This is a genomic window from Fictibacillus marinisediminis (genome assembly GCF_023149135.1).
Lineage (GTDB): Bacteria > Bacillota > Bacilli > Bacillales > Fictibacillaceae > Fictibacillus_C > Fictibacillus_C marinisediminis.
On the sequence record NZ_JAIWJX010000002.1, the window covers coordinates 3,799,084 to 3,816,531 of the forward strand.

Sequence of the window (17,448 nt, forward strand, 5' to 3'; positions counted from 1 at the left end):
AACTGAAAAGGTTTGTCAGCGACAAGATATTCAAGGAAGCAAACGACGACTCTCCGGAGTGTACCTAGACGTACATGAGGAAGAGGAGGAGTGTACTGACGAAGAAGATCGCCGTTGATCACAAACCGATACAAGGAGTTATATCTATGAAAAAACCCTGGATCCGGCAAGTGACCGTCGTTGTGCTTGTCTGGATGACGTATATGTTTTCGTTTGTGGACAGGCTGTCGTGGCCGCCTGTCCTTCCGCTCGCTGCAAAAGAGATGGGACTGACGGCCGCGCATGCAGGAAGCTACATGACCGCTTTTTACATAGGATATGTGATCACCCAGTTCCCGGGCGGCGTGCTGACCGACCGGTTCGGCTATCGAAAAGTACTGCTCAGTTCCTATTTTATGATGGGCATCTTTACTCTCACCATGTCGACGGTACAATCCTTTGAGCAGGGATTTGTCTTCCGCCTGCTGGCAGGGCTCGGCTCAGGCGCCATCTTTTCCGCATCACTGGCTGCTATATTCGATCACATCTCACCTAAAAGAAGAGGTGTGGCGATTGGCTTTTTTATGACGGCAACGTCGCTTGGCGTCACTGTCGTTAACTTGTTTGTTCCGACAGTCGCTGCCGCTCATGGCTGGCGTTCTGCCTTTATCGCCGCGGGGCTGCTGCCTATCGCGGGCATCGTGCTCAGCTTCTTTTTCCTAAAAGAAACCAGGAGCTATGGAAGAACAAAGAAATCCGTATCCTCCATGAGTGAGATCCTCACAGTACTGAAAAATAAAAACCTCATCCTTGCAGGAATTGCAGGTTTTGGAGGCCTTTGGGCCACATGGGGAACGGCAACCTGGGCGAATGCATACTTGAACCATTCGCTTCACCTTTCGCTCGTTTCAGCAGGCAAAATGATGGCGGTTTATGGCATGGCCGGTCTTTTATGCAAGCCGCTGATCGGCTTCGTATCCGACTACATGAACAAAAAGACGATCGCGTTTTGGGCATTATTTTTATTTGCCCCCGTGCTGGTTTGGTTTGGTGTAAACACACATACAGGGATTCTCTTCACAATCACTGCGATTCTCGGTGTCACCGCGTTCATCTACAGTCCGGTCATGACCGCGATTATTGGCGAGCTGGTAGAAGAACGGCTCGTCGGGACAGCGATGGGCCTCGTCAACGCGATCTGGCAGCTCGGCTCGCTCATCTCGCCGCTTGTCGTCGGCATGGTGGTGGATGCGACTTTCAGCTACTTCTATGGATTCCTTGTGCTCGCTGCCGGTCCTTTAATCGGTGCCATCATGATGCTCTTTGTCAAAACCAAAGCGAAACAGGCAAAAAACTGGAAGGCTGCCTAAACATACATAACAAAAGCCGCTCATCCCCCATGAGCGGCTCTTTTTTATTAAGGAAGCTGTTTCAGAAGACGGTGAAGTCGATCCGGAAAGTTCGTAAAAAACATTCCCGTTACACCCTAGTTGATCAGACGCTGCATATCAGCGGTTTCGTTCACTGTGTACGGTTGAAGCTGAAGCCCCCTGTTTACTACTTACTACTTTTTGAACATAATTTTGATTTAGGGTCTGAATAAAACCAACCCCCTCAAGGAATAAAAAAATTTTCTCCATTACATCAAGTCAGGAAAATAGTAACAGAAAATTGTATCCATCTTAAGCGTCGGTAAAGGTTTTATGAAGCAAGGCAAAAACGATCAATCCGTTCTGTGCATATACTATTCAGTCTTCCTCTGATGGGGGAAAATTTTGCGGCAGGAAGGTGAGTGCCATGGTGAGGGGTTATATTTTCGACTTGGATGGAACGGTGTATCTCGGTGACCGCCTTATTCCCGGTGCGGCAGAAGCCATTCATCACCTGAAAACACGGGGTGACAAAGTGTTGTTCGTCACCAATAAATCGATCGCGACACGTCAGGATTATGTGAGGAAGCTGCGGAAATTCGGCATCGATGTTTCGTTGCAGGAGGTCATCAATTCCAATTACATTACGGCGTTATATCTTCGTGAAGTACTTGTTCCCGGAGAGAAGGTCCTTGCTCTTGGGGAAGCTCCCCTCCTGTCAGAACTTCAGGAGTTCGTCATCCCTTTAACCGAAAATCCTGCAGAGGCAGCTTATGTAGTACTGGGCTGGGACCGGGAATTTAACTATGAAAAATTGAATCTTGCATTTCAGGCCTGTCTTCATCAGGCAAAGGTGATCGCGACCAATCCTGACCGGACATGTCCCATGGAAAATAACCAGCAGCTGCCTGACTGCGGTGCCATGATCGGCGCATTGGAAGGGGCCACAGGAAAACCTATTGATCTGGTCGTCGGCAAGCCGTCCAGCTATCTGGCGGAGGTGGCCGTGAAAAAGATACTATTACTTGAATACGAGGATTGTTATATGATCGGTGACAGGCTGGAAACGGACATTAAGATGGCCAATGAAAGCGGAATGAACAGCGTCCTCGTCTTAACCGGCATTTCCAACAGAGAGATGGCAGCCACCTCCCCCTACAAACCAACGTATATACTGGAAAGCATTAAAAATATTACCAGCTTGTAGTCCAAACAGAAAACCTCAACCCCTGTAAGCTCTTGGCATCCAGTGTTCAGGAGCTATTTTTATGTTCATTCAAGACCGCATAACGGTATAAACATCCTTTAAAAACGCATCGTAATCCATATCATAAGCAATAATGGAAAAATCATTGTCACCCGGATTAATGACCGGATGCTCCCTAAAGTCAGCAACGGTGATACCTTTTCCGAAAATGGACGAGTTTTCAACAATCTGGACATTCCGTTCTACGTACTTAAAAATCGACGGATTGACAAGAGCACTGACAGGAACCAGGTCATGAATAGGAGCTCCCCTCAGGCCGGGGCGCTCCTTTTTATAAAAGGTATAATAAAACTCATAAATCCGGCGAAGAAAATGTCCCGAAGTGTCTTCAGAGTCTTTTATCAAAGATTGAACAAATTGAGGAGTAGCAATTGCTTTTTCCGTCACGTTAAGCGGGAATAAACTTACGGCTAAGGGACTCGTATGATTGATCACGATACTCGCTGAGGTAGGGTCGCCAAAAATATTGGCTTCGGCATACGGTGTGACATTGCCCCGTACAAGAAAGGCACCGCCCATCACATAGATGTTTTGAACCAGATTCAATAACTCCGGATGTAAAATAAAGGCCATCGCCAGCGAAGTAAGCCGGCCAATATTGACGATCGAGACAGGCTCCGTCGACTCTTTAATAACGGTAAAAATATTGCTGAAATTATATAAGGCTTTAGGCATCTCCTCAGGTATAACCGTGCCCAGGCCTTCCGCTCCATGAACATAAGGAAAAAATTCAGGCTCCGTCCCCAGCACAGGCCGGCTTGCTCCTGAAATAATCGGGATATGATCTGAGTTCGTCATCGTTAAAATGTACTGGGCGTTCCGGATCGCCCGGTCCCTTGAAACATTCCCATAGTCCGCAACAATACCGATCACCTTGATCTGGGGATGCTTCAACGCATAAATAAGAGCAAACGCATCATCTATCCCTAAATCGGTAAAAAACAAGACATTCATGGTCCGCCTCCTAGCCCCCCGATACTTAACCATTTTTATCTTATGTATCGATACAGCCTTCAGTTACTGCACACAAAAATATCCATTTTCTCTGGTTGCAACAGGAAAATGGACATAGTGCAAAATGAAAGGCGGGCGCAGGTTTAAACGATTGTTTAAATATTTAGGCGGGAAAAGCAGCTAGCTGCTAAGACGCTTCTCCTTCCTATTCTTCAACGGGACCATCATCCTGCCAATCCTGTAACACACAAATCCGAGCATCCCGCCGATCGTATTTAAGATTAAGTCATCCACATCAATGCTCCTGCTCATTTCAAGGAGCTTGAAAAAGCCTAAAGTCAGCTGAAGCAACTCGATGAAAAAACTCGTTAAAAATACTCCGGTGATGACTCTTTTCCAGGAACCCATCTTGAATATTACAGGCAGGTAGATGCCCATCGGAAACAGCAGCAGCACATTGAAAAATGACAGCTTGACCGAGTTCCAAAAGAACCAGTCAAATCCATTATTCTTATAATTCTGGTACCAATCTGACAAAAAATGAAAAGGCACTGACTGCAAAAGAAGCTGAAAAGGCTGGTCCGACCGGGGAACAACAATGCCTCCAGTAACCAGCTGAAGTACATTTATGATGTAAAAAAGGAAGGAATAAAAAATAATCCGATGCAACAGCCTCTCCTTCTTATGAAGAAACATGTCCACCACAACAAATAAAAGCAAAAACACAGACCCGATCCAGGCCAAATTCACTACCCTGTACACCACAACACATCCCTTTCTAATCTGATCCCGATGTCAGTTTAGCCTATTTTTACAAATGCTTTACTCCTTAAACACTCGTTTAAAAACAAGTATATTTTACCATAAATTGTATACATTTTAGAGGTAAGACTTGATTGAAAAGACCTAAAGGGGTGTTGGGATGTCAGAATCTAAAACCGTCGTACAACAAAATACCGTGGTCGTTGCCAGTACGAAAAGTGTCGGCTTGTCCTTGGTACTAACCTTTCTATTTGGCTCTCTCGGCATGTTTTATTCTACAATCGCAGGTGCCATTATCATGCTGATTATTGAAGGCGTTGTCGGTGTCCTCACACTGGGATTCGGCTTGTTGATCACCCATCCCATCTGCATGATCTGGGGAGCCGTCGCAGCCCATAACTACAATAAACGGCTGCTGAATCATTAAGTTTTTTATTTTTGATCTATCAGTTACGGGCAGCACATTGCTGCGCTGCCCCCGTTCTCCTGACTACTGCAGCTCATCACTCGCTTTAGGCTGTGTGAAGAAAAAGATAAAGATAATTAAGGGCAGGGCCAGCAGGAAAACACCCGTCGCAGAGGGTTTAACCGTTGGAATATCCGTTAATGAAAGAGCCACCTTATCACTCCTTTTTGGGAGATTCTATACCACTATATTTTACTGACAGGCTCTCTGTACTTTTTTCAAAGAATTTAAGGTTGTCTTGGATTCCCATCGCCTACCTTTACGAATAGGATAACGGGTGAGGGTGTGAAAAAAAATGGGGAAAACAGCTGACAGAATTGACAGCGAATTACAGATAATAGCCGCACTTCAGCGAGGGTTGAATCTGGCAACTGCTGCCTTGCTGCTGACTGGACAAATTACGATCATCGGGGTATTTGTGACCCCAGGGGGATTTCGCCCATCTTTAGCGGGACCATTAACCGGAGACACACGCCTGGAGGGCATTAATGGCAACCAGGCTGCCACCACTCTTATTGATGTAATTGACATCGGCCTCGCCATCCTGCTGATTGCCGATCAAATCCGTGTGACAGGAAGCTTCATCGGTTCCGCTCGCTTTACCATCAACGTCAGCGGCCCCATTTTCGGCGTTCCAAAACCTGTACCCACCCTTCCCTCCATCAGGCGTGAGTCCGCGTTCTTCCAAAAGGTCGTTTCCAGGCATTTTAATGTGGATCCGGAGGTTTTTAGACAGGGAATGCCCTTTCATAAAGGGAGTGACAAATAATATTTCCTATCCTTAAAGCTTCCTGAATGCGGAACGTTAAGGGACAAAAGTAACCGTTTTGCAGCGCTTGTAGATGATAATTGAAGAAACTCTTTTAGTTTTCTATTCGTAATCTCAGATCCTAATAAAAGGATATAATCTTCAAGCGCGGTATAATGCACTAATTTGTCATAATGATCACAATTCATACATTTCCATCCTTGTCTGGACCTGGACATGGAAAAGCTCAAGCAGACAGGGCATAGTATACCTTTGAGAATCTCCTGATAGGAAATTTGAAAGCGGTTAAGGATATCGGCGTCATGCGGATATTCATTTTTGATAAGCAGATTTGTTAAATACTGAATTTCTGTTTCCGTGACAGCATCCTTTTTGTATCGTTGTTCAAGATCTTTAATGAGTTCAATTAGGTTAGAAAGGTGAGTAACTTTTCGTGAGACTCCAGTTGAGGAAGATCTGATGAGGGTATGCGGGCTGCTTACTACAACGATGGTTTCAATTGGGATTTGATGGCGAAATCCCATGGAGGAAAGCCATGTTTGAAGCTGGGTTTTATGACGTGCAACCTGAAGGATCGGGTCAGGAAATGCTTCCTCTTTATCCATTGAGGTTCGTATAAGCTGTTTAAATTCCTGATCAAACTGGAGAGTACCAGAGAAGTTCTTTACTTCTAAAATAAGAAGGAAATGCGGGGAGATCAGAAGGGTGTCTATTTGAAAAAAATGAGAGCCATCATAAAGTCTAAGATCAAACAAAATAATATACTTATTTGGGGGCAGATAACTTAATGAATATTCTACAGACTGCTCTCCCCGGTATCCAGCCTTTCTCCTGGCCAGCTGCCGTTCGATCTCACTTCGTTGAGGATGATTGGATGGCAATCTTCGAAGTAAAGCCTCTAACTTTCTTATAATCAGCGGTACTTTTAGCTCCTTTACAATCAAACCAATCACATCCTTTTACATAATTTTAGAGAAGGCCTCTCTTCTGTGAAGAGTGGCCAATTTATTTTTTAGGCTTACTGGCGCGTTTGGACTTTTTACTGGCGCAGTCAAGTAAAATACTGGCGTATATGCGATATTTACTGGCGCGTTCACCAAAATTGCTGGCGCAAAAGCGATATTTACTGGCGGCACTGAATTCCGACCTCTCTGAGGCGCCTCATTTCTCCTTCAATTCTCCCCAAACTTCTACAATATCGTCCGAATATCCCACAGTTCCGGGAAGAACCGCTGGTCGAGCACCTTCTTCAAATAGCCGACACCAGAGGAACCGCCCGTACCCATCTTAAACCCTATGATTCTCTCAACCGTCTTCATGTGGCGGAATCGCCATTGCTGAAGCCAGTCTTCAATATCTACGAGTTTCTCGGCGAGCTCGTACAGATCCCAATATTGTTTTGGATTACGGTAGACGGTGGTCCACGCCTGGCGAATCGTTTCATTCTCTTGATACGTGCGCGTCACGTCACGATTCAGCACTTCCTCATCAATCGCCAAGCCCGCTTTGTGCAACGCCCGAATCGCCACATCGTACAATCCCGGAGCTTCATAAGCCTTCTTCAACTCAACTAACAGCTCAGGATCCTTTTCATAGATCTTCAGCACATGCGGCGTCTTATAACCGAGTGCGAACTCGATCATCCGATATTGATACGACTGGAACCCGGACGCCTGTCCCAGCGAATCACGGAACTCCATGTATTCGGAAGGTGTCATCGTGGAAAGCACGTCCCACGCCTGAATGATCTGTGACTGCGTTTTTGATACCCTCGCCAGCTTTTTGAACGCACTGGACAAGTCATCGTTCGTGATCGACTCAATCGCTGAGTGCATTTCGTGCAGGATGAGCTTCATCCACAGCTCGCTCACCTGATGAATAACGATGAACAGCACCTCGTCATGGTGGCCGGACAGCCGGCGCTGTGCCGATAAGATTTTATCAAGCTGCAAATATTCGCCGTACGTCATATTATTTTTAAAATCCGTATGGATGTTCGTCTCCGAGCTTGTTGCATTCACATCTGGCTGATCATTTTTGTTCAGCATGCAAAATCCCCCTTTGTCATGTTAACGCTTTCATTCATCCCTACTCATCATACCTTATCCTGCCAGAACATGACCACATGCTTTTATTAAACAGTCGTTTAATTGCTATAATAAAAACAACAGTACATAGAGAAAAGGAGCCAGGCCATATGAATAATTTTTTGTCCCAGCACGCTCATGAACAGCTCGATCACGAAATGGTCATGATCGAAGTGAATCTAGATGACTGCAGCAGTGAAGTTCTCGCTTATACGATGGACCAGCTGCTCGCTGCCGGTGCCAATGATGTGTATTATACGTCCATCTATATGAAAAAAAACCGCCCGGCGTATAAACTGTCTGTGCTTACCTCCCCAACCAAACAGCAAGAACTCGAAGAGATTATTTTTAAAGAAACGACCAGCTTTGGCCTTCGATTTTTTCCTGTATCCTGTCACCGTCTCGGAAGGGAATTCTACAAAGCAAAAACACAATGGGGAGAGGTTACTGTCAAGATCGGAATCTATCAGGGAGAGCGTATTAAGTTTTCACCCGAATTTGAGGAGTGCAGGGCTCTTGCTGAAAAGCACAACCTCCCTCTGCAGCTGATTTATGACGAGGCGAAATCCATCGCGATCAGCCAAAACAAATAAAAAAATCCCGCCCTTTTAAGAAAGAAACAGGATCTCACAGAGATAATAGATTCCAAAGATGACGCTCAGTATACCGGTGCTTTGCGTTAATAACAGATTAAGCTTCTTATGGTCTGAAGCCCAGGAATAAGGCATGCCGATCAGCAGTGTAGCGAGCACCATACTTAAGAGTGTTCCGGCACCAAAGACAAGTAGATACAAAAAGCCCATATACTTGTCCTCAATCGTGCTCAGGAATAAATAAGCGACACCGGTACTCCCTGCAAGGCCATGCAGTAAACCAACAATAAGCGGTCTCAGCATCCATCTGTTTTTCTCACGGGATGCAGCATGTTCATGTGTCTTGCCCATACTCAAAGAGTAGAACGCCTTTACTCCGAGGTAAATGATCATGACGCCTACAATGCTCTCAAGGAGCTTTTCAACAGAATGAGAGATTAGGAGGTCGAAATAAATAATAGCGCTGCCGATCACAAGGATGGTCGTCATATGCCCGAGACCCCACCAGGCACCAACAAGTGCGGAAAACCGGGCTTTCTTCTTTTCACTGACGATCGTCGTCACCGCCACAATGTGGTCCGGATCAAGGGCATGCTTTAATCCGAGCAGCAGCGCCATGACTAAAATGGTTGTAAACTCCATATGTAATCTCCTATTCTCTTTTTTGCTTATTTTCTCATAATTGTCGTCAATTTACCAAGCCCTTCTACCTCTACGGTAACCTCATCTCCGTCCTTGAGCCAGAATCTTTCGCCCTCCGGTTCACCCATAATCACGCCTTCAGGTGTACCCGTTAAAATAAGATCGCCGGGACAGAGGGTCATATGCTGTGAAACATAGCTGATGATCTCTTCACAGGAAAAAACCATATCAGCCGTATTGGAATCTTGGCGTACCGTTCCATTTAAGACAGTCTTCAACCCTAATTGATTAGGATCTTCTATCTCATCACTGCTCACAAGATAAGGCCCAGCTGGACTGAAGCCATCACACGTTTTACCGAGCAGCCATTGTCCTGTTTTAAACTGAAGATCCCTTGCCGACAGGTCGTTGGCCGTGCAATAGCCATAAACATAATTTCTCGCTTCATCCACTTCCACATTGCGGGCTGTTCTCCCAATCACCACGCCCAGTTCGACTTCGTAATCCACCTGGAGAGAACGCTCCGGTATTTTCACTTCCTGAAGATGTCCCGCCAGGGCGTTGCTGAATTTGCTGAAAAGGATAGGTGTTTCAGGCAGTGCCATGTTGGACTCTTCGGCGTGCTTTTTATAATTCAGACCGACACAAATGATCTTCTGCGGAGAAACGACACAAGGACCGAGCGTAAGGGAATCCTCGGGATAAAACGTGCCTTCACGAAACGCAAGCTCCGTTTCTGCCAGTCTTTGAAGAGCCTCTTTCCCCTTTTCTCCCTGTAAAATCAGCTCATCAACGGTAACTGGAATGCCTTCAGTATCCGCCATCAATAGACGGACAGCTTCCTTTACATCCAAAATGCCCCGCTCGGTTTTAACCCCAAGCGCCCATTCCCCATCTTTTTTAAACGTTATTGTTTTCATGTGCAATGCTCCTTTTTAAATGAAATAGGAGGGTTACATAACTGTAACCCTCATCTTTATTATCCTTTGACAAACACGGTTTTAATTGATGTGTAGAATTCAATGGCTGCCTGTCCCTGTTCTCTGGAATGAGAGCTTGACTGCTTCATGCCACCGAATGGAGCCTGAAGTTCCACACCAGCCGTTTCTGCGTTAATCCGTACAAGCCCCGCATCCATATCATTGATGAAAGAGAGCATGTGGCTGATGTTGGTCGTGTAGATGGAAGCACTTAAGCCATATTCCACATCGTTCGCAAGCTCGATCGCTTCTTCCAGCGTACTTACTTTAATTAATGCAAGTACAGGTCCAAAGATTTCTTCCTGAGAGATGGCCATGCCCGTCTCTACATTTTCAAAGATAGCCGGTTCCACATAAAAGCCGTCTTTTGTATCAGCTTCGGTAAGCTGACGTCCTCCATAAACAAGCGAAGCCCCTTCTGCCTGGCCTTTTTCAATATATGACAATACGGTTTCAAGCTGTTTTTCGCTCGCACAAGGGCCCATCCATGTTTCTCCGTCAAGTCCAGGACCCACCTTGAGCTCTCTAACTTTAGCCAGCAATTTTTCTTTAAAAGATTCATAGACATCCTCGTGGATGATGACCCTGCTCGTCGCTGTGCATTTTTGCCCCGTTGAGCGAAGTCCGCCGCTGATCGTACCGTCTACGGCAAGATCAAGGTCTGCATCTGCTGCAATAATAACCGGGTTCTTTCCGCCCATTTCAAGCTGATATTTGGCTCCGCGTGAGAGCGCGGCCTGTCCGATCGCTTTTCCTGTAGCATTTGAACCGGTAAAAGTAATTCCATTCACATCCGGGTGATCCACGATCGCCTGTCCGACCACAGAGCCGGTGCCTGTCACCATGTTTACAACTCCGGCAGGAATACCCGCTTCAGCGAGGCATTCGATGACCTTAACGGCGGTTACCGCTGCTTCTTGTGCCGGTTTAATCACAATCGCGTTTCCGTAGATGAGGCCAGGCGCCATTTTCCAGATGGGAATCGCGACCGGGAAGTTCCATGGCGAGATGACGCCAACTACCCCAAGAGGGACTCTTGTTGTGAACATCAGAGCTTCACTGTCGCTTGAAGGAATCACATCACCGGTCTTGCGCATCCCTTCACCCGCATAATAGCGAAGGATGGCAACGCCTCTTAACGTTTCTCCTTTTGCTTCAGCGAAGGTTTTCCCCATCTCATTCGTCATCGTCTCTGCAATTTCATCCGCCCGGCTTTCCATGATGTTTGCGGCTTTATACAGGAATTCTCCGCGTGCCGCTCCGGAAAGCTTCTTCCACGCCGCTTGTGCGCGTTTAGCAGCAGCTACGGCTTGATCGACATCTTCCTGCCCCGAACGCTGAACGCGGCCTACTGTTTCATTTTTATTGGCGGGGTTGATGCAAGGGATCGTTTCATTCGTGGACGCTTCCACCCATTCACCGTTCACATAGTTCAGAAAGGTTTTCACTTGTGTTTGTACCGTCATTGTTCATCTCTCCCTTTTATTATTTAAGCTTTGTTAAGCATTAGTTGAAGGCGGCTCAATCACACCCCGCCTAAAAACAACACCATTGGCTAGCAGCCCTATTAAAACGTCGGCCCGATTCTCCAAATACCAAAGTCATGCTGTTTCAGCACTTCCGATTTTGTCAGTTTTCCTGAAGACACCTCTTTGATCTCGTCAAAAATCCGTCTGCCGGCCGCCTGAATCGTTTCTTCTCCTTCAATGATGGTTCCTGCATTAAGGTCCATGTTGTCCCTCATTTTTTCAAACATGGCAGTGTTCGTTGAAATCTTAATAACTGGAGCAATCGGTGATCCTGTCGGTGTGCCACGTCCGCTCGTAAAAAGAACGACCTGTGCTCCTCCAGCGACCATACCTGTCAGCTGCTCAATGTCATGTCCGGGGGTATCCATCCAAACAAGACCCTTTTTCGTCGGATACTCCGCATAATCAATGAGTTCCTGAAGTGGCCTGCTGCCGGATTTATTGGACGCGCCAAGCGACTTTTCTTCAAGTGAACTGAGGCCGCCTTCAATGTTTCCGGGACTTGGATTACCGGTTCGGATATCAACCCCCATCAGGATGGCTCTGCTTTCCATCTTTTCAATCACTTCATACACCCGCTTGGCTACCTTTTCATTTACGGCTCTTTTCGCCAATAAATGTTCGGCCCCGATCAGTTCGGTCGTCTCTGCCAGAATCGCCGTTCCGCCAGCATCCACGACGAGGTCACTAACCACCCCCACTGCAGGGTTTGCTGAAAGGCCAGAGCAGGCGTCTGATCCTCCGCACTCGGTCCCGATGATCAATTCACTGAAATCAAAGGGTTCCCTGCGCTGTGCGGAGGCGTCCTGAACCATTTTTGCCGCTACCCTTGCTCCCTCAGCGATCGTCATCAAAGTTCCGCCATGATCCTGAATGGAAACAACCTCCACCGGTTTGCCGCTCTTGGCAATTTCGCCGGCAACACTTCTTGCCTGATGAGTCTCACAGCCAAGTCCAAGAACCACCACACCATAAACGTTCGGGTTCAGCCCCATCCCTACATACGTGCGAAATGTCTGATCATAATCCTCTCCCACCTGTGCACAGCCGTGCTGATGGATAAAGCTGACTGTTCCCTGCACCAGTTCCGTAATTTGTTTTGCCGCCTGGGTGGCGCACGTAATCGTAGGCAAGATCAGCACATGATTGCGCACGCCTACTTTCCCGTCCGGCCGCCTGTATCCAAGCAGTTCGTTGTTAAGCTCCGGATTCAACTTTATCTCCCCTTCCTCTTATGCCTTCCAGATTATGAACGTGAACATGCTCTCCTATTCCAATATCAGCAACCGCCCGGCCGATGACTTCGCCGTATTTCAAGATCTCCTCGCCTTGTCCAATCGCCTTTACCGCGAATTTGTGGCCAAAACGAATGTCGTGCTTCAGTTCCACCTCTTGTTCTTTGTCTTCACATCGGACAAGGAGCAGTGCCCCTTGCGGAAGATCCATTAAGGCGATCGCTACATGATCAAGCGGCTTCATCATCATTGTTTTATAGTTCATACCCACATACCTCCTTTTAAGAAAAGCGCAAGCGCCTTGCTAAGGTCCGGCAAGCGCTGGAGCTCTTTACACGCCACTTACCAAACCGGACCTCCCTGAAAATTCAGTCTTTTTAAGGTCTAGCGAGCTGCTGCAATCTTGCTTTCCTGCTTTTTCACAGGGTTGTTCAAAACACCGATCGAAGAAATCTCAATCTCAATCCGGTCGCCGTCCTTTAAGGTAAAGTCGTTAGGAGGCACAATGCATGTACCTGTCAGTAAAACCGTTCCGTCAAACAAGTCGTTGTCACGGGCAAGAAACTCTACCAGCTCGTCAAATCGTCTCTTCAGCTGCTTCGTATTCGCCGATCCATCCACTATCTTTTCCTCCGCCCTGTAGATTCGGCACGCGAGATCAAAGGAATACGGATCGTCTACCGCATCAGCCAGTAAGATGACCGGACCGATGGCACACGAATGCTTCCAAACCTTGGCCTGGGGTAAATACAGAGGATTTTCACCTTCAATGTCCCGGCAGCTCATATCGTTCCCCGCCGTATACCCGAGCACCTTTCCGCTCTTGCTCAGCACCAGCCCAAGCTCCGGTTCAGGAATCTGCCAGTCGGAATCACTGCGCAAATAGACGGGCTGTCCAGGGCCAACCGTTCTTGCTGCCGTTGACTTAAAGAAGATTTCCGGGCGTTCTGCTTCGTATACTTTGTCGTAAAACGTGTCTGCATCCAATTTTCCTGCGGTGGCTTCATAATTTCTGGCGTCCTTGCTCTTCTCATACGTCACACCCGATGCCCATACTTCCGGTGCCGTTATCGGAACGGCCAGCTGGAGCTGCTCCAGCGTTTCTTCGATCGGCCCCTGCCCTGCGATCAGATCTTGAACATAGTGAAGCGGGGTTTTCCCTGATTGTTCAGAGGCATAGATCATATCCATAAAGTCAGGATAAGGGAGGTCATAGATTCTTTCATCATTTGCCAGCGCCGCCAGAGTGTAAGTCCCTTTTTCTCTTTCATAACGTAAAATTCGCATTGGTCGCTCTCCTTTTGTTTTATATTATAAAACCGTGTTTTCGTTATTAGGCACACTCCTGCAATACGGAGTGCCGACAGGATCAGCTGGAAGAGGCTTTTACACCGAACCCGAGCTCATGTGAAATTTTATCTGCCGTATCCTTCAGCATACTGAAAACCTCGTTTACCGCTTTTTTATTGATTCGGTGAACAGGCTGCGACATGCTGATGGCGGCGATGACGTTCCCTGAGTGATCCCTGACCGGTACAGCAATACAGGATACTCCCGGTTCATTTTCCTGATTATCAACGGCATAGCCTTCTTCTTTAACTTTATCAAGTTCAGCCAAAAAATCTTTTTCATTCGTAATCGTTTTAGGAGTCTGGCTGATGTACTCATAATCTTTTAGGATAGATGCCAGCTCGTCCTGGCCTTTAAAAGCGACGAGCGCTTTTCCGACAGCACTGCAGTGAACAGGAATCCTGCGCCCGATTCTGGAGTATAGAATAGTAGCCGCAGAACCTTCTACCTTATCGATGTAAACGCCTTCTTTTCCGTCTAAAATAACGAGATGGATCGTGTTCCCCGTTTGCATTGAAAGTTCCATTAAATGCTTTTTAGCGACAGAACGGATGTCCAGATTATGAATGACAAAGTTCCCGCGTTCGAACAGCTTCATCCCAAGCTTGTATTTTCCATTTTCCAAGTTTTGTTCAATATATCGATAGTGCTGCAATGTTTTTAATAGCGAATGAACGGTGCTTTTATGAAGATTCATTCTTGAACTGATATCCGTAATCTTCAATTCGGTCTCATATTCATCAAAAAGATCCAGGATTCGAAGTGCACGGTCTACAGACTGAATAATTGGCATTTTTCAATCACCCTTTAACAGAAGTTTAGTAGGTTTGTCTTTTTCCTAATAGTAACATACCTCATATTGGAAAGACTCTAATTAACGCATATTGTCAGATAGGGAGAGTGATTGGCGTGCACCATTAACGATGGAAACAAATTGCTCAGCGGTTCGCTGAATACGGGTATAATCTTTTGTTTGAACAGCTTCAGCATGGACGAGGCTGCCTCCTACCCCAACTGCAGCAGCACCCGCCTCAATATAGGAGGCTGCATTATCAAGGTGGATTCCCCCTGTTGGAACGACTGGTACGTGCGGAAAAGGAGCTTTGACGTCTTTTACAAATTGAGCACCTAAAACAGAGGCAGGGAAGAGCTTGACCATATCAGCTCCCCATTCAATGGCTTGAATCATTTCTGAAGGGGTCATAACTCCCGGCATCACCACTTTTCCATAGCGGAGCGCCATTCGGATAACCTCCTCATGCAAGGATGGACTAAATAAGAACTCTGCACCGCTTTGGATGGCGAGCCTCGCAGATTCACTGTCAATCACCGTACCCGCCCCGACGATCGCACGGCCTTTCAGCTGATCAGACAACTCCTCTATCACAAGGAAGGCGTCTGGAGAATCGACCGTAACTTCAATGGCACTGACTCCTCCGTCTACTAGGCTTTCAGCGATAGGAATGATTTGTTCTCTCGGCATTCGGCGTATCACTGCTATAATGCCGCTTTCCGTTAATTCTTCAAGCAATTTCACTTTTGGCAGCATGCGATGCCTCCTTTTTCCTCATCTAGGGATTTCCTCATTATCCCGTATGATTTGTTCAAAATACGGGTAGCCTTCCACATCTCCAGAAACGGTTACAGCATAGGCGCCTACACGATTCCCCAGCCTCACAGCCTCCTGATACGTCCATCCTCTTAACAGACCCGAAAGAAAACCTGCAGCAAAACCGTCTCCCGCCCCAATGGGATCCACCATGCGTGAAACAGGGAAACCTTCTATATATCCCCTTTCACTGCCATTATCATAATAGGCTCCTTCAGCTCCTAATTTCACAACAACGGCTTTGCTCCCATTCTTCAAAAGCATCCGGGCAACTTCTTCAGGCTGAGATTTGCCGGTCATTAAAATCCCTTCTTCTATTCCAGGAAGGACAATATCACATCGAGAAGCGATTTCAATTAAGGTTTCTTTTGCCTGTTCCTTACTCCAAAGCTTCAACCGGATATTAGGGTCAAAAACAACCATAACTCCGTGCCGTTTTGCCATCGCAATGGCATGGAAAACAAGATCTCGGCAGCTGTCGCTTAACGCCGGAGTAATACCCGTTAGATGCAGATACTTTGCCTTGGATAGATAGTCTTCGTCCAAGTCTTCCGGAGACATCCTGCTGGCAGCGGAACCTGAACGGTAATAGTAGACCTTTGGTTCTTGTTCTGTACGTTTTCCTTTAAAAAAAATGGCTGTAGATCTTGTTTGGTCAAACACTACTCTGGAAGTGTCCACTCCTTCCCCTCTGATAAAATTCCGGACATATATTCCAAAGTCATCATTCCCCAGTCTGCTTATCCATCCTGCTTGATGTCCCAGCCTCGAGAGAGCGATGGCAACATTGGATTCTGCTCCTCCGATCGTTTTTTCAAATTGTCCCGCAAAGCGGAGAGGGACCGCTGATGATGGATGGAAGAGCACCATCGTTTCGCCAAACGTTACGACGTCCATACTTTTTCACCGTGCACTGGGGTGGCAATGCCTTCTGCTCCCCTTTTGGAAACCTTTAAATGAGGAGCATACCGCTTAATCATTTCAAGTCCGAGCTTGGCTCTTCTTACTCGCTCTTTTGATAGAGCGATTGAGGTCGATTCAAGGTGGGAACCTGAAGGATAAATGTTCGGTGCGTTCCGCAAGCCGAATTTGATATAAACGGGAGCTGCTACACGGATGATTTCTGGTATTTCATAGTGCCGGATAAACCCGCCTACATCGTCCGGTACCTCTACATAAATATCAATCGGAAGATCAACAGCCTGCCTGATCGCAGCTAACCTGGACAGTGTGAGATCGGTAGGAACATTGTAGGTTCCGGCCCCGATCTGTTCCATCAGCCGGATGGAAACGGGGTTAGCCTGGGCGACCTGCACCGAAACCTTCACGATAAGGTCTCCCGGCAGTTCACCCATTTTCTTAAACTCGTTCACCAGCCATAGCAATCCTTCATCCGCCACCAGGATGCTCCTGATTCCGGCGTTGCATGCTCTTTTTATATCCTCAATGGAATAAACGAGCTGGTCCATTCCCTGAACACGCAGGCCGGCTATTTTTCCGGCGCTTGCCCATTGCATGGCTGATACATCCCACGTTCCCCTCGGCCCTACAAACAAACTGACCTCAAGGTTTTCCCGCTTGCCGATGGCTGACATCTGTTCAAGTTCTTCATCCGTCAGCAGCATGATGCCGCTTCCCTGTGAAATCCGGTGAATGTCCACCTCATATTGCTCACAAGCTTCAACGACTGCTTCAAAAGAAGCCGGCCCTTCCACACTTGGAATCTCCACCCGATACTGTGCGCCGTCAGGGAAAGTTTTTGTTGAATCTGGCAGTTCATGACAGTCTCGTCCTGGAAACCCCAGTTTCTCAATCGCATTTCTTGTCTGTTCCAACCTGCATTCCACCTTTCCGTT

20 protein-coding genes are annotated in these 17,448 nt (G+C 47.0%); 5 read left to right on the forward strand and 15 right to left on the reverse strand.

Annotation, left to right across the window (positions count from 1 at the left end):
* The first annotated feature begins 146 nt into the window (after window positions 1-146).
* A complete protein-coding gene (locus LCY76_RS19955) occupies window positions 147-1,349 on the forward strand; it encodes an MFS transporter (RefSeq protein ID WP_248254090.1) in 1,203 nt (400 codons plus the stop codon).
* 427 nt (window positions 1,350-1,776) lie between these two features.
* Window positions 1,777-2,556, forward strand: a complete 780-nt coding sequence (locus tag LCY76_RS19960) for an HAD-IIA family hydrolase (RefSeq protein WP_248254091.1) — start codon at window positions 1,777-1,779, stop codon at window positions 2,554-2,556.
* Window positions 2,557-2,625: 69 nt separating this feature from the next.
* Here LCY76_RS19960 and LCY76_RS19965 read toward each other — a convergent pair whose 3' ends face one another.
* Window positions 2,626-3,570 (reverse strand): nucleoside hydrolase, encoded by a 945-nt coding sequence (locus LCY76_RS19965; RefSeq protein ID WP_248254092.1) that lies wholly within the window; start codon window positions 3,568-3,570, stop codon window positions 2,626-2,628.
* A 180-nt stretch (window positions 3,571-3,750) separates the two neighbouring features.
* Window positions 3,751-4,239 (reverse strand): VanZ family protein, encoded by a 489-nt coding sequence (locus LCY76_RS19970; RefSeq protein WP_248254093.1) that lies wholly within the window; start codon window positions 4,237-4,239, stop codon window positions 3,751-3,753.
* Window positions 4,240-4,492: 253 nt separating this feature from the next.
* On the opposite strand from LCY76_RS19970, the gene LCY76_RS19975 reads away from it, so the two are divergent.
* Complete coding sequence (locus tag LCY76_RS19975; RefSeq protein WP_248254094.1) at window positions 4,493-4,759, forward strand: hypothetical protein; 267 nt, start codon at window positions 4,493-4,495, stop codon at window positions 4,757-4,759.
* A gap of 63 nt (window positions 4,760-4,822) precedes the next feature.
* Here LCY76_RS19975 and LCY76_RS23945 read toward each other — a convergent pair whose 3' ends face one another.
* On the reverse strand, window positions 4,823-4,951 hold the full coding sequence (locus LCY76_RS23945) for a hypothetical protein (protein ID WP_255357588.1): 129 nt from the start codon (window positions 4,949-4,951) through the stop codon (window positions 4,823-4,825).
* A 142-nt stretch (window positions 4,952-5,093) separates the two neighbouring features.
* Between LCY76_RS23945 and LCY76_RS19980 the strand changes: the two genes are divergently transcribed.
* Complete coding sequence (locus tag LCY76_RS19980; protein ID WP_248254095.1) at window positions 5,094-5,567, forward strand: hypothetical protein; 474 nt, start codon at window positions 5,094-5,096, stop codon at window positions 5,565-5,567.
* Here the strand turns inward: LCY76_RS19980 and LCY76_RS19985 are convergent.
* Both LCY76_RS19985 and kynA read right to left on the reverse strand, forming a co-directional pair.
* Entirely contained in the window at window positions 5,546-6,511 is a 966-nt protein-coding gene (locus LCY76_RS19985) for a nuclease-related domain-containing protein (RefSeq protein ID WP_248254096.1), read from the reverse strand. The genes LCY76_RS19980 and LCY76_RS19985 overlap by 22 nt on opposite strands.
* Window positions 6,512-6,757: 246 nt before the next feature.
* A complete protein-coding gene (gene kynA, locus LCY76_RS19990) occupies window positions 6,758-7,615 on the reverse strand; it encodes a tryptophan 2,3-dioxygenase (RefSeq protein WP_248254097.1) in 858 nt (285 codons plus the stop codon).
* A 149-nt stretch (window positions 7,616-7,764) separates the two neighbouring features.
* Here kynA and larC2 point away from each other — a divergent pair, with 149 nt between their 5' ends.
* Window positions 7,765-8,247, forward strand: coding sequence for a nickel pincer cofactor biosynthesis protein LarC2 (larC2, locus tag LCY76_RS19995; RefSeq protein ID WP_248254098.1), 483 nt, complete (start codon window positions 7,765-7,767; stop codon window positions 8,245-8,247).
* 15 nt (window positions 8,248-8,262) lie between these two features.
* On the opposite strand, the gene LCY76_RS20000 is transcribed toward larC2, so the two are convergent.
* From LCY76_RS20000 to LCY76_RS20045, 10 genes are all read right to left on the reverse strand, one after another.
* Entirely contained in the window at window positions 8,263-8,889 is a 627-nt protein-coding gene (locus tag LCY76_RS20000) for an urease accessory protein UreH domain-containing protein (RefSeq protein ID WP_248254099.1), read from the reverse strand.
* Window positions 8,890-8,915: 26 nt separating this feature from the next.
* Window positions 8,916-9,809 carry a fumarylacetoacetate hydrolase family protein gene (locus LCY76_RS20005; protein ID WP_248254100.1) on the reverse strand — a complete coding sequence of 298 codons (894 nt, stop codon included), beginning with the start codon at window positions 9,807-9,809 and terminating at the stop codon, window positions 8,916-8,918.
* 59 nt (window positions 9,810-9,868) lie between these two features.
* On the reverse strand, window positions 9,869-11,335 hold the full coding sequence (gene gucD, locus LCY76_RS20010; protein ID WP_248254101.1) for an alpha-ketoglutaric semialdehyde dehydrogenase GucD: 1,467 nt from the start codon (window positions 11,333-11,335) through the stop codon (window positions 9,869-9,871).
* A 101-nt stretch (window positions 11,336-11,436) separates the two neighbouring features.
* Window positions 11,437-12,612, reverse strand: a complete 1,176-nt coding sequence (locus LCY76_RS20015; RefSeq protein WP_248254102.1) for a UxaA family hydrolase — start codon at window positions 12,610-12,612, stop codon at window positions 11,437-11,439.
* Entirely contained in the window at window positions 12,596-12,898 is a 303-nt protein-coding gene (locus LCY76_RS20020) for a UxaA family hydrolase (protein ID WP_248254103.1), read from the reverse strand. The genes LCY76_RS20015 and LCY76_RS20020 overlap by 17 nt, the downstream gene beginning before the upstream one ends.
* Window positions 12,899-13,017: 119 nt before the next feature.
* A complete protein-coding gene (locus LCY76_RS20025; RefSeq protein ID WP_248254104.1) occupies window positions 13,018-13,920 on the reverse strand; it encodes a fumarylacetoacetate hydrolase family protein in 903 nt (300 codons plus the stop codon).
* Between the two features lie 82 nt (window positions 13,921-14,002).
* On the reverse strand, window positions 14,003-14,776 hold the full coding sequence (locus LCY76_RS20030) for an IclR family transcriptional regulator (RefSeq protein WP_248254105.1): 774 nt from the start codon (window positions 14,774-14,776) through the stop codon (window positions 14,003-14,005).
* 81 nt (window positions 14,777-14,857) lie between these two features.
* Window positions 14,858-15,532, reverse strand: a complete 675-nt coding sequence (locus tag LCY76_RS20035; RefSeq protein ID WP_248254106.1) for a bifunctional 4-hydroxy-2-oxoglutarate aldolase/2-dehydro-3-deoxy-phosphogluconate aldolase — start codon at window positions 15,530-15,532, stop codon at window positions 14,858-14,860.
* Window positions 15,533-15,550: 18 nt separating this feature from the next.
* A complete protein-coding gene (locus tag LCY76_RS20040) occupies window positions 15,551-16,489 on the reverse strand; it encodes a sugar kinase (RefSeq protein WP_248254107.1) in 939 nt (312 codons plus the stop codon).
* The gene (locus LCY76_RS20045; RefSeq protein ID WP_053356817.1) at window positions 16,477-17,427 is read right to left on the reverse strand and encodes a U32 family peptidase; all 951 of its coding nucleotides are present in this window, start codon (window positions 17,425-17,427) and stop codon (window positions 16,477-16,479) included. The genes LCY76_RS20040 and LCY76_RS20045 overlap by 13 nt, the downstream gene beginning before the upstream one ends.
* Window positions 17,428-17,448: the final 21 nt, after the last annotated feature.

Bases quoted from the DNA above. Each gene is read 5' to 3' on its own strand.
- LCY76_RS19955 (WP_248254090.1), top strand. From the start codon at position 147: ATGAAAAAACCCTGGATCCGGCAAGTGACCGTCGTTGTGCTTGTCTGG.
- LCY76_RS19960 (WP_248254091.1), top strand. From the start codon at position 1,777: ATGGTGAGGGGTTATATTTTCGACTTGGATGGAACGGTGTATCTCGGT.
- LCY76_RS19965 (WP_248254092.1), bottom strand. From the start codon at position 3,570: ATGAATGTCTTGTTTTTTACCGATTTAGGGATAGATGATGCGTTTGCT.
- LCY76_RS19975 (WP_248254094.1), top strand. From the start codon at position 4,493: ATGTCAGAATCTAAAACCGTCGTACAACAAAATACCGTGGTCGTTGCC.
- LCY76_RS19980 (WP_248254095.1), top strand. From the start codon at position 5,094: ATGGGGAAAACAGCTGACAGAATTGACAGCGAATTACAGATAATAGCC.
- kynA (WP_248254097.1), bottom strand. From the start codon at position 7,615: ATGCTGAACAAAAATGATCAGCCAGATGTGAATGCAACAAGCTCGGAG.
- larC2 (WP_248254098.1), top strand. From the start codon at position 7,765: ATGAATAATTTTTTGTCCCAGCACGCTCATGAACAGCTCGATCACGAA.
- LCY76_RS20000 (WP_248254099.1), bottom strand. From the start codon at position 8,889: ATGGAGTTTACAACCATTTTAGTCATGGCGCTGCTGCTCGGATTAAAG.
- LCY76_RS20005 (WP_248254100.1), bottom strand. From the start codon at position 9,809: ATGAAAACAATAACGTTTAAAAAAGATGGGGAATGGGCGCTTGGGGTT.
- gucD (WP_248254101.1), bottom strand. From the start codon at position 11,335: ATGACGGTACAAACACAAGTGAAAACCTTTCTGAACTATGTGAACGGT.
- LCY76_RS20020 (WP_248254103.1), bottom strand. From the start codon at position 12,898: ATGAACTATAAAACAATGATGATGAAGCCGCTTGATCATGTAGCGATC.
- LCY76_RS20025 (WP_248254104.1), bottom strand. From the start codon at position 13,920: ATGCGAATTTTACGTTATGAAAGAGAAAAAGGGACTTACACTCTGGCG.
- LCY76_RS20030 (WP_248254105.1), bottom strand. From the start codon at position 14,776: ATGCCAATTATTCAGTCTGTAGACCGTGCACTTCGAATCCTGGATCTT.
- LCY76_RS20035 (WP_248254106.1), bottom strand. From the start codon at position 15,532: ATGCTGCCAAAAGTGAAATTGCTTGAAGAATTAACGGAAAGCGGCATT.
- LCY76_RS20040 (WP_248254107.1), bottom strand. From the start codon at position 16,489: ATGGACGTCGTAACGTTTGGCGAAACGATGGTGCTCTTCCATCCATCA.